General features: G+C 38.0%; 5 protein-coding genes. All 5 read left to right on the top strand.

Going from position 1 to position 13299, the window contains the following annotated elements; genetic code table 11:
• Positions 1–4: 4 nt before the first annotated feature.
• The 5 genes from B2906_RS01230 (at position 5) to neuC (ending at position 13216) form a co-directional block, all read left to right on the top strand.
• A complete protein-coding gene (locus B2906_RS01230; RefSeq protein WP_286935336.1) occupies positions 5–817 on the top strand; it encodes a methyltransferase domain-containing protein in 813 nt (270 codons plus the stop codon).
• Positions 818–843: 26 nt separating this feature from the next.
• Positions 844–1875: a glycosyltransferase family 61 protein gene (locus B2906_RS01225; protein WP_286935335.1), complete on the top strand. Its 1032-nt coding sequence runs from the start codon at positions 844–846 to the stop codon at positions 1873–1875.
• Positions 1876–2483: 608 nt separating this feature from the next.
• Positions 2484–11066 (top strand): PKD domain-containing protein, encoded by an 8583-nt coding sequence (locus B2906_RS01220; RefSeq protein ID WP_286935334.1) that lies wholly within the window; start codon positions 2484–2486, stop codon positions 11064–11066.
• Complete coding sequence (locus tag B2906_RS01215) at positions 11066–12061, top strand: N-acetylneuraminate synthase family protein (RefSeq protein WP_286935333.1); 996 nt, start codon at positions 11066–11068, stop codon at positions 12059–12061. The genes B2906_RS01220 and B2906_RS01215 overlap by 1 nt, the downstream gene beginning before the upstream one ends.
• Complete coding sequence (gene neuC, locus B2906_RS01210) at positions 12062–13216, top strand: UDP-N-acetylglucosamine 2-epimerase (RefSeq protein ID WP_286935331.1); 1155 nt, start codon at positions 12062–12064, stop codon at positions 13214–13216.
• Positions 13217–13299 lie beyond the last annotated feature (83 nt).

The raw sequence follows: 13299 nt of genomic DNA, 5'->3' as shown, positions 1-13299 counted from the left end.
TCATATGCTCACAAATTCCCTCAAAAAGTCATTATATGGCTTGTATAGATCTTTCTATAGAAAGACAAATTCTTATAAAAAGAGTCAAGAATTAAGTCAGGCTTTAAAAAAAGAGGAGGAAAATTTACAACATCAAATTCTGAATAAACTTGGGTTTAATGATCAGATGGTTGTACTTCAAGGACCTTTCAAAGGAATGAAATATGGGGGGATGGCCAGTGGAAGTATGTTGCTCCCAAAGATAATTGGCGCCTATGAAGAGCCTATACATGATTGGGTTTCCCAGATTTTGGCATCAAACAAATACAAAAGAATTATTGATGTTGGTTGTGCTGAAGGCTTTTATGCAATTGGATTTGCTCGATCAATCCCGACTGCCCAAATAATTGCATGTGATATTAATGAAAATGCACTTGCACTAGCGAAGGAACTTTCAGTTCGAAATGGATTGAAGAATATCGATTTAATTAGGGAAGTAGACCATAAATTTTTAGATCAGCATTGTGATGAATCGACTTTACTTTTTTGTGATATTGAAGGTCATGAATTGTCTTTATTAGACCCTTTAAAAAGCAAAAACCTATTAAAATGCGAGATTTTGGTAGAGGTTCATGATTGTTTTTTTCCGGGAATTCAAAAAGCCTTAGTGGAAAGGTTCCAAGCAAGCCATGCAATTCAAATAGCTCTCGACTATTCTGGAAGAGTATTAAGTTACCCTCTACACATGCTATCTGAAAAGGAGAAACGATATGCATTAGATGAAAGAAGGCCTAAAGGGATGTCCTGGTTGTATATGAAACCTTTTTCTAATTCTTAATTAAACCTATCTTTGAATTAGGTTAAATGAGATTACTTCCTAAAAATTCAAGCCTAGAAAGACAAACAGTTTATCCAAGAACTGAATATCTTCTTCAACTTCCAGTGAATTTGGAAGAAAAAGACACCGCTATTTTTTCAGATATTCAAAGAAGAGTAGCCAATCAAGTAGATGCATATATATTTAAAAATGTATCTCTCGTTACTGATTCAATTATTTATAAACTGAAAGTTCTGGATCAGTTAACCCATGCACTAAAATTAAAACCTAGAGCAAAATTCAAAAGGTTAGTATTAGGACTCGTAAGACAAACAAAGTTTATAGATAAAGGAGTCTGGATCATAGATAACTGGAGCATGAATTTTTATCACTGGAATAGTGAATCGCTCCCAAGGCTTATCTCCTGTTTAGAATATTTGGAAGACCACCCAGTTTTATTACCCTCAGAATTTAAAGGGCTAAAATTTGTTGAGGAAAGCTTGGAAATTCTGGGTGTCAAGCCACTTTACTTTGATAGAAAAGTGAATTATGTGGTAGGGGAATTAATAACGGTCAATAAAGCAGGGTATGTAATAGACTTTCAGGAAAGTGCAATTCTTAAGCTTAGAGAAAAAATCTGGAGTAATTTCGCTTTCAAGAAGGCAACTAGAAAAATTTATATTAGCAGAGAAAATGCTGCACATAGAAAAGTTCTCAATGAGAAGGAGGTAATTAAAAAACTTAAGAGTAAAGGTTTTGAAATTGTCTATTTTGAGCATTTGACTGTAAGAGAACAAATTGAAATCATGATGGAGACCAAAATATTGGTAGGACTCCACGGAGCAGGATTGGTGAATATGCTTTATATGCCAAAGAATGGTAAGGTTTTAGAGTTTCGAAATGAGAATGATTCTTGGGTTTTAAGTCAAAGCTTTTATTCCCTAGCTTCATTTTTAGGCCATGATTATTATTATACTGATAATGAAGCCACAAGTGCTCAGACTGGCTTTGCGGATTTCAAAATTGATTTAGAAAAGCTCGATCGTGTCCTTGTAGATTTATTAGTTGAATTTGAATAATCCCTTTTAAGAGCTTAATATAAAATTAGTCCTTATGGGCTTTTTTTTTGATCAATTGAGCCTATTATTTAGTAAAATTCTAAAGGAGAACTGGTCAATTTTAATTTATACTTTTAGCCTTTTAGTTTGCTGTTTCCCTTAACAGGGTCTTAAGTCCCCGCTCTTCAGTACTTTAGACCTGTTATGCATTTAAAAATATGGCTACTGGTATGATTCCACTAATCATATTTTTTCGATAATTAAGTTTTAGGGAAGCAAGCAGTTTTTTTAAGTATTAAAATTCAACTTGGTTCTAATTTCTTCTATTTAATAAGTCGTAGCAATTTAGCCCTTTGGATAGATTTAGGTGAAATCAGATTATTTTTATGCATAAAAAGTGATTACCATTTTCTTGGTATGAAATATGCTTCATTGATCCAGATTTCTTGGTGCTGGCAGTTCAATTCGTATATTTGATTTATTCCAAGATTTACAAAGTGTAGAATTCTTCAGGCGTGTTGCGTAGAGATCATATAAAAGTAAGTAATTGGCTTTGGACATTGTCTTTTTTGTCCAATAAGTGTCTATACGTTAGATTCTTATATGTTTTTATAATCTTATTTTTAGCATTGAATATAGTATCCCAAGCCCAAGTGGTAATCCCTAGGGATGGGTTTCCTTATTGCGAACCATTTACAAATTCAACTTTTAGGCAAAACACCGTATTGGGTGGGGCTCCTATTGACCCTGTGCTTACTGCAGCTACAGGTGAAAATCCAGAGGGGCAGGGTTTTTTGCGATTGACCAACAACAATACTGATCAAAGAGGCTACGTATATGTAGACCTTCCTTTTTCATCTGCCTATGGTTTGAAATTTTCATTTGAATACTTCATGTATGGTGGCTCTGGAGCGGACGGTATATCAGTCTTTTTGTTTGATGGAAATATTTCAGCGGCTGATTTCCAAATTGGAGGTTGGGGAGGTTCTTTGGGTTATGCGCCAATAAATGCAACTGATATCATTCCTGCTCCTGTAAATTTGCCAGGCTTGAAAGGTGGGTATTTGGGCTTAGGATTAGATGCTTTCAAAAACTGGGGTAACAATATGGAAGGTAGATTGGGTAGTTTTGACAACCCCAATGCTGCCCCAATTAATCTTTCCTTCATCCCTCCTAATAAAGAATATTTCCAATCAATAGCAGTTAGAGGGCCCGAGTCCGACAATTATCGTTTTATTGCAGGAAAAAGGGTATTACATGGTCCTGACAATGAGCCTAGTCCAGCAGTAGTATTACCTCCTTCAGCTTATCTCTATCCCAATATTGCGGATATTTCAAGAAGGTTTTCCTTAGCCTCACCAGTAAAGGTAGTGGATTGTAATCAGGATGGGTATAGAAAGGTTTTTGTGAACTTGGCGCCAACAGGATCTGGAACCTATTTATTATCAGTAGATCTTTTGGTTACTGAAAATGGATTCAGAAGGATTGAGCCAATTATTACTAATGTTCCTTATAATTTCCCAGCTCCGGACAACCTTAAGATAGGGTTTGCTGCCTCTACCGGAGGACAAACCAATTTTCACGAGATCAGAAATGTAACTGTCGAAGTATCTGACTACTTGGCGATTCCAATTCCTGAAATTATTGATCAAAGAGCCGAGATTTGTAAGGACGAGGAAAACTTATTTGAGTTTGATGTTACTTTAACTTCTGAAAACTCTTTCGTGAGGTGTGTTCAGCTTTTTGAAACTGATCCAGGTACACCTGATAACAGTCCGCCGACTGGTGGTGATCCTGATGTCAACAATTGTGGGCCTTCGGATGTGTGTATAGAGAAGTGTAATCCGGCAAACAATTCTGTGACAATTCCAGGGAAAGGTACTTTCACTGTCGTTTTAGATGAAAATGTGGATCTTGAAAATGATCAAGATAGGATTAAAGCTGCTATTAATTTTGTGCCTGAACCTGGATTTGTAGGTGAAGCTCAGATTTATTATCAAGTTATTGATAACTATGGGTTAACATCTTTTGGGAAAACAGTTACAGTAATTTCAAACCCATTTCCAGAAGAAATAGACAGAGGAGATTTAGAATATCCAACCTGTGATGGCCAAAGTAATGGAAGAATATTTGATGTTACAGTTGGGAATTTAGTTCCCGGATTTGATTACCAGTGGTTGTGGCAGCCAAGTACTGGTCCTGAAGTAAGTTTGGGCAAATCAGGAGCGAATGTAAATTTTGACCCAAGCACAGGAGTTGGCGTATTTGATATAACAGGTATTAATATTGGTACTTACACACTTCAAGTTTGGAATCCTTCAGATGGTGGTGGGTGTTATTTGGATGTGCCGATTGTTGTTGATCAGGAACTTGGAACTCCAATAGAATTGACTTCTGAAAATGAAGTGATATGTGAGTTTCAACCCGTAAGTTTTACTCCATTCATTGATGGAGTTTACAATCCATCAAACATTCAAGCCGATTTCAGATGGTATCAAAATGCTAATAGAACTGGGCCTCTGCTTGATAACACTACTGTGACTATAGGTGGTGCACCTGTTCAGGTTTCAGTAGTTCAGGGTGTTTTAACATTGACTGGATTGCCTGCTAATGGAGCCTCTACCCAGCAATATGAATTTTTCGTTGAGGTTGCTCCTCAAGATAATCCGAGTACCCCTAATTTTTGTCCGTTTATCGGCGATATCGCCACTTCTGCAACCGTAATTGTTCATCCCGCTATTCAGCTTACTCAAAGCTCAGTTCCAGATTGGTGTAGAGAAGGTATAGGTTCCATAGCTATAACAGCTACAGGGGGGAATGGTCCGAGAACTTTCACTTTATTCGATGAATCAGGAACTTCAACACTCGGTCAAAATTCAGATGGCCAATTTGCAGGACTTATGCCTGGAACATATCAGGTAGAAGTGACCTCTCAGTCACCTTCTTGCTTCGAAACAATAGAAGTGATAGTTCAGGGCCCGGATACTGACTTAACTTTAACTGAAATCTCCAGAAGTCCTGCTACATGTGAATTAAACAATGGAGAGTTTACATTCCAGATAAATGGAGGAAATACTCCATATAATATTTCTGATATTTCAATTTTAGGTGGTCCATTTGGCTCACTGAATTTTGATAATGCAACTTCCGAGTATAGAGTTGATGGCTTAGCACCAAATACACCATATACTATTGAATTTAGAGATGCCCGGTCTTGTTTAGTGACTTTGAGTTTCTCGCTTGATGATATCACCAAGCCAGTTTTTTCAGTAAATACTCCTCCTTCAATTTGTGAAAGTGATAATAGCTATTTCTTAGATGTCACGTTTGATTTCTTTGAGGTTCAGGCTACAGCTACCCCAATTTTTAACTGGTATACCCAAGAGACTGGCGGTTCACTAATACCAAATGGTACAGGTCCTGGGGGGATGGATTATTTCTATGAAACGCAGACCGGTGATTTGACAATTTCAAATCTTTCTGGGGGTGTTTACACTTTATATCTAGAAATGTCAGGGCCAGAATCCTGTAATCTACCTAGAATCCCAGTCAATTTCGAAATATTTGATCTTCCTGAGCCAGAAATTACGAGTCTCCAAAATATATCATGTTTCGGAGGGAATGATGGAGCAGTAACCATTGGTGTGCTGAATGGAAATATCGCTGATTTTGAATTTCAAATTGATGGGCTGACTAATTTCCAAAATGATCCTTCTTTTACAGGCCTAACTGCTGGCTCGTATACTGCAACTGTAAGAAATAAAACCACAGGTTGTGTAAGTTCTATTCCGTTTACTCTTGACCAAGCACCGGTATTAAATGTAGCATTATCAAGTTTAGAAAATACCTTCTGTGGTGAGGATAATGGTATTGCAACTATTTTTATTGAAGGAGGAACTCCTGCTTATACGGTAACATTAGATGGGAATTCCATATCAGGTTTTGATTTGTCCTCATCAGGAATTACTATCCAATTAACCGACTTAGCAAGTGGTAACCATCAAATCGTGGTGACAGACTCAGAAGGTTGTCAGGTCACACAGGATTTTGTAATTCAAGCTGACCCATTTGCAGAGTTCTCTGCAACAGGTTCCATCATATGTGAGTCTGACCCTGCTTCGGGGAATCCTAATACGGCAGTATTATCACCTGTCATAATAGAATTAGCATCTGCTTCACCGGTATTTACCTGGTTTTACCTAGATCAAAATGGGAATGAGGTTCAAGTAAATTCAGGAGATACTGTTTTCGGTGGTAGTTCCTCTATAGATTCTAATGGAAACCTTTCCTTAACTGGAGTTCCAGCTTCTTCCAATCCTTATACGTTTTTATTGGAGGTTACAGGTGATAAGGTATGCTCTGGACCAAAGATTTCTGTGGAATTGATTGTAAATCCCCTTCCAAATCCAGAATTCTCTTCCACGATGCCGAGTTGTTTCAATGGAACAGATGGTGAGATATTTGTATCGGCAGGTGAGTCCAATGACTTTGCTTATCAGCTACTAAATTCAGGAGAGTCCAATACCACAGGTACTTTTACTAATCTGTCAGCCGGAACTTATTCGATCCAAGTCACAAATACTCAAACAAATTGCTTGGATGTATTCGAAGTAATTATAGATCAGCCAGAGGAATTGATTTTCACTCAAATCACCGGATTCAATGCCTCATGTAATTTAGACAACGGATCTATAGAATTAGAAATTTCTGGAGGAACAGCTCCTTACAAACTATTTTTGGATGGAGCAGAAATAACAGGAGGTGACCTTACCAACCCTGGCGCTACAGCGATTCTAACTGACTTAGCACCTAAGTCCTATATAGTCTTAATTGAGGATTCGAAAGGTTGTTCTAAAGAGGAAACAATTATTATTGATGCTGACGAAATACCGGAATTTGGAGTAATTGATTCCGAAATTTGTGAAATTGACCCTACGACCAGAAATCCAAACTCAGCAGTCTTAATTCCTGAGATTATAAATTTAGCAGGCTCTTCTCCTATATTCACCTGGTTTTATTTGAATGATACAGGAGACACTACTGAAATCTCGAATGGTCAGGAGCTTTTTGGAGCTCAAGTTTCAATTTCGAGTAATGGAGAAATAAGTTTAACAGGACTTTCTTCCAATGATTCTCCATACCAACTGCTGCTTCAAGTAAGTGGGGATGGAGTTTGTCAAGGGTCAATGATTCCAGGATCTATCATTGTAAATCCATTGCCTCAAAAAGATTTTGATGTATCCCCATTGAGCTGTTTTGAGTCTAATGACGGAAGTATTAATCTGATCGGTGACCCTGCAGGATATACTTATACAATTAACACAGGTGAATCTAATCAAACTGGTAATTTTTCAAATTTGGCTGCAGGGATTTATGAGGTAAAAGTTGAAGATTCAAATGGTTGTTTTGAGCTCTATGAGTTGGAGATTGTTCAGCCTGAATTATTAGCGGTTAACCTAATAAGTATTTCAGACCCAAGCTGTGGCGACTCTAATGGAGAGTTTTCCTTTGCGGTACAGGGTGGTACGCCAGATTATTCAATTGAAATAAATGGTCAGAATATTTCAACCTATAGTTTTACTCAAAATGGTCAAGAATATACATTAACTAATTTAGCACCGGGAGATTACTCCATTGAAGTAGTAGATCAGAATAATTGCTCATTGACTGAAGTTGATTTCGTTACTTTAGTCAATAATGATGGGGTTCAAATCAATTCAACGCCAATTTCTGAGGAAACCTGTGTAGGACAAACAGTGAGTTTAATACCAGATTTGGAAATTCCTGCAGGTGTTCAGCCTCAACTTACTTGGTATAAAACCTCAGATACTTCGCAACCAATTAACTCAAGTCCAAATCCTGACTCAAACGGATTAATTTTCCAAATTAATTCGAATGGTGAATTAAGTATCCAAAATCTTCCTGAGGGTGATTATAAATATTATTTAAGAGTATCAGGTCCAGGTATTTGTGCATTCTTTGAAACGGCTGATGTGAAGGTTTATCCTCCTGTAACAGCTGATATTGATGTTGAAAACGTGGTATGTTTTGGAGCTAATGATGGTTCTATAGCTGTACTTCCTTCTGGTGGAAATGGAGTTTTTGAGGTGAGTTTAAATGGAGGCGCATTTGGTTCAGATTTGAACTTCCAAAACTTGAGTCCAGGAACTTATTCAATTGAAGTTCGGAATGATTTGGGATGTACCTATTCTGAAACTGTGGAGTTGGTAGGACCTCAAGAACCAATACAAATCAACTCTCCATCAATAGTCAGAGCTTCTTGCGATTTGGATAATGGTAGTATCTCTGGTTTAGAAATTTCAGGTGGATGGGGTTCTTTCCAAATAGAGTGGAGGGCAGGTTCAGTAAATGGTCAAATTTTACAAGGAACTGAATCTGGTATCTCTGATCTTGCGCCTGGCACTTATTATTTAATTGTTCAGGATGCTGAAGGATGTGAAGAGATTTTTGAATTCATAATCGAAAGATCTTCGGATCCTGTTTATCAATTAGTTCCACCAATAAATGATTGTGTCGGAAATGATGTTTCGATTAGACCTATTCACTTAGCTCCAGATCCTTCTTTACCACCTGCTTCAGCCACTGAAGTTAGATGGTATAAGCAACCGAATCAAAATGGTCTGATTGAAAATGGACAAGATCCTTCTAACCCGAATGTTAGTTATACAATCAATGATTCTGATTGGCTTAATCCTGAATTAATTATTTCTGGATTACCAGCTGGTGATTATTCCTATTATTTCTTCGTGGTATGTACCGGCCAGGAAATCAAAGTTGACCTGAGTATTTATGAAACTCCATCAGTTGAATTGGAAGTTTCTCCTGTCACTTGTTTTGGAGATACCAACGGTAAAGTGACAGTAGCTAGTGGGGACTTACCTGATTATACTTATAGCCTGGATGGGGGAAGTGTAATGGATAAAAATCAGCTTGAATCATTAAATCTTGTCGCTGGTGAATATCAATTAGAAATATTTACTCCTGCAAATTGTTCTCAACTTATTGATTTCACTGTTGAAGGTCCATCTTCCGCTTTGACGGCCTCTCCTTTAACTGGTTTAGACCCTGGTTGTGGGTCAGCAAATGGAAAATTATTTGTGACTGTGACAGGTGGTTGGGCTCCTTATCAAATTGATTTGATTAAGAATGGAAGCCAAAATCAAAGTATTTCTTCTCAGGATGGAAAAGTAGAAATCAACGGCCTAACAATTGGAGATTATTCTATTAGAATAACTGATTCAGAAGGTTGCCAAGTTGATACCAACTTACTTACTTTAGTTGACGGTCCTACCCAAATTTTGGTTGATGATGTAGAAATATGTTCTGATCAAAATGCAACTCTGATTCCTGAGTTAGACCCTAATGGAACTTCAGCCAATTTTACTTGGTATTTTGATTCAAATCTTTCTCAGCCTATCACAAGCTCTCCTAACCCTGCTCCAAATGGCTTAACTTATCAATATAATTCTTCAAATGGGATATTGAATGTCAGTGGCTTTGCAGATGCTAATGCTAGTCTAACCTACTATGTTACGGTTTCTGGTGGGGACGTCTGTGAAGGTTTTGTAGGAAGCGGGACCATTCAAGTTTCAGAAATTCCGAATGCGACTTACACTGTAATCGATGAAGTCTGTTTTGGTGATGGAGGTAGAATTACGGTAAATCCTAGTGGAAGTACGGGGCCATATACCTTTAGTTTGAATGGAGGAGATTTTGTTGATGAAAATATTTTTGAAGTAGCTGCAGGTACTTATAGTATTGAAGTGATGAGTGCTACGGGCTGCAGCGTGATTCTTTCCGATATACTTGTAAATGGTCCTCAAGCAGCTATAGCAGTTGATAATCCGGAAATAGACAGCCCGACTTGTGGGTTGGATAATGGAATTGTACGATTTGAACTATCCGGCGGATACACTCCATATACTGTTTATTATCAAAAATCTGGAGACCCTGAGAGTAATTTGTCAGTTGCTTCTGAAGGAATAGTTTCAATCACTGGATTAGGATTAGGAGATTATCAAATCAGGATAGTTGACGGATCAGGCTGCGAATTCAGTTTGCCTCAATCCATAGAGGTAACAGAAATCCCTACTGAAATAACCGTTGAGGATCAAAGAATTTGTGAAGGACAGCAGGCGATCTTATCTCCAAGAGTCCCTCAGAATATTTTAGATGAGGAATTTACCTGGTTCTTTGATTCAAATGGAACTCAGCCAATTTCCAATGGAAGTTCAGGAGGAGTTACTTATTCAATTTCTTCTACTGGGGAATTAAGGGTCGATGGATTAAGAGAAAGATCTACGCCTTATACTTATTATGTCAATGTTTCCGGAACAGGTATTTGTGGTATTGAACCAAAACCGGTTCAGGTTTTTGTGAGTAGGATACCTGATTTAAGAGTATCAAACCCTTCAGTGGTGTGCGATCCACAAGGAACAGTGGACTTAACCCAATATATCGAAGGGTTTAATCCTGCTATATATGATTATGATATTCTGAGCCCTTCTGGAGCGGCCATGCAGATTAGTGATATTGATAACGTGAACCAATCTGGAGATTATCGGGTGCGAAGTAGTACCAAAGGTTCTGGATGTTGGAATGAGCCTCAAAGAATTAGAGTAATTATCGCAGATGAGTTAGTAGTGGCTGATTTTGATTTTGAAGTTGAGCTTTTCAATGGTCAATTAGTGTCACAGGATTCACTTCAGATTTTTGAAAACATCCTATTTAATAATTTATCAAAAGGGAAAGTAATTATTTGGAATTGGGATTTCGGTGATGGAAATTCTAGTTCAGAAATCAATCCTACGCACTTTTATGAAGAAGCAGGTACCTATCTGATTAGATTGACTGTAATTGATGAATTTGGTTGTTCCTCTGTGTATGAGCAAACTATTCAGGTATCAGATGAATTTTGGGTAGAAGTTCCTACTGCCTTCACGCCTGATAGAGCGGATGGTAAAAATAATTTCTTTAAACCGGTATTTAGAGGAATTGCCTCAATGGAGTTTTACATCTTCACAACCTGGGGAGAGCTTATCTATGAGACTTCTTCACTAGAAGCTCAAGGTTGGGATGGGTATTTCAAAGGTCGCCCTGCACCAAATGGCAATTATGTATTTAGAGGCAAGTTTACCAGCAGATCAGGTGAAGTTGTTCATAAATCCGGAGTATTTATTTTAATTCGTTAATGATTATAGCTGAAATAGCCCAAGCCCATGATGGGAGCTTAGGGAATGCCCATGCTTTTATAGATGCCCTTTCAACTGTAGGTGTGGACGCCATCAAGTTTCAAACTCATATTGCAGAAGCAGAAAGTTCGGAATATGAGCCCTTTCGAGTAAAATTCTCAAAACAGGACAAAACCAGGTTTGATTATTGGAAGCGGATGGAATTTACAGAGGAGCAATGGATGGGAATTAGTGAGCATTGTAAAGAAAAAGGATTAAAGTTTATTTCCTCCCCATTTAGCTTAGCTGCCGTTGACTTATTGGAAAAGGTTGGAGTAGAGGTCTACAAAATTGGCTCTGGGGAAATAACCAACCGTCTAATACTTGAAAAAATAGGTAAAACCGGCAAACCGGTTATTGTCAGTTCTGGAATGAGTGATTTTGAGGAATTGGAACAAGCTCTTTCCTTTTTAAAAGAATCTGGAACGCCATCTCTTAGCCTTCTCCAATGTACTACTGCATATCCTACCCAGCCAGAGGAGTGGGGCTTAAATGTAATTTCAGAGATGAAAACCCGTTTTCAAATCCCAGTTGGATTCTCTGACCATAGTGGTGATATTTACGCCTGCTTAGCTGCTGCTGCACTCGGTGCAGAGGTTTTTGAGTTTCATGTTGTTTTTGATAAGCGACAGTTTGGCCCTGATTCTCCGGCGAGTATTTCAATCGATGATACCGAAAGATTATGCAAAGGAATCAGACAGATTCAAAACTCATTAAAGTCTCCGGTTCTTAAATCAGATAACTCAAAGTTTACTGAGCTAAAAAGAATTTTTGGAAAAAGTCTGGCTGTAAATAAGGATCTTCAAGCTGGTCACATAATAAGTTTTGATGATTTGGAATCAAAAAAACCAGGCGATAAGGGAATAGCAGCGATCAATTATCAGTCGGTTATAGGCAAAAAGACCGCTCGAAAACTCACAAAATGGGAATTTTTGACTGACCAGGATATAATTTAAATGAAAAGAAAAATTTGTGTTGTGGTGACCGCAAGGCCATCCTATTCAAGAATTAAGACGGCATTGGATGCAATCCAAAATCATCCTGAATTAGAGCTTCAGTTAGTTGTGGCTGCCTCTGCCTTGTTGGAGCGATATGGAACTGCGGTTCGGACAATTGAAAGTGATGGATTCAATATAGCAGCGAAGGTTTTTAATGTTCTGGAAGGTGAAAACCTCACAGCGGCAGCTAAGACCACCGGAATCGGAATCTTGGAGTTATCCACCGTTTTTGACAACCTTAATCCTGATATAGTTGTAACAATTGCTGATAGGTTTGAGACTATGGCAACAGCCATTTCTGCTTCCTACATGAATATCCCGCTTGCTCATATTCAAGGAGGTGAAGTTACCGGAAACATTGATGAAAAAGTAAGGCATTCGATTACTAAATTATCGGATTATCATTTTGTTGCTTCTGAAAATGCAAAAAAAAGGGTACTTGATTTAGGAGAAAACCCTGATTTTGTTTTTAATACGGGTTGCCCAAGTATTGACTTGGCGAAAACAATATTGGACCTCCCAAAATTGGATTTTAATCCTTTTTCGAAATACGGTGGAGTAGGGGGGAAGCCTGCCATTGAGAATGGTTATTGGGTGGTTATGCAGCATCCTGTTACAACAGAAGTAAGTCAATCCAGAATGCATATTGAAGAAACCCTAAAAGCCTTGCATGAATTAAAAGAGCCTGTGTTATGGTTTTGGCCTAATGTTGATGCAGGAGCTGATGGAACCAGCACCGGAATTAGAGCTTTTCGAGAAAATAATGATCTGAGTCAATTCCATTTCTTTAAAAATATGGATCCTCTTGATTTCCTAAAGCTGTTATCTCACAGCAAGGGTCTGATAGGAAACAGCAGTGTTGGGATCAGAGAATGTGCTTTTCTTGGGGTGCCGGTGATCAATATTGGCACCAGACAAAATAGAAGAGCAAGAGGCAACAATGTGTTGGATGTAAACTATTCCAAATCTGAGATCCTTGAAGCAATCAATCAGATAAAATCCAATCCAAGACCTGATTCTTCGGATGTTTATGGAGGGGGAGATGCAGGAATACAGATCGCTAATTTATTAGCTGAAGTACCTCTTATTTTCCATAAAACCATTACTTTTTGACTTGTATTTAAAATTATAATGAGGGTACTGGCATCCCTCCAATATTCCTAAGCTGCAAATGGATTTCAATCCAAATAATATGG

Origin of the sequence: Algoriphagus sp. UBA3586, from assembly GCF_002376385.1 — a bacterium.
In the GTDB taxonomy this organism is placed as follows: Bacteria; Bacteroidota; Bacteroidia; order Cytophagales; family Cyclobacteriaceae; genus Algoriphagus; species Algoriphagus ornithinivorans.
Note: the sequence above shows the minus strand (reverse complement) of the source record. Positions and strands in the feature narration are given on the sequence as shown.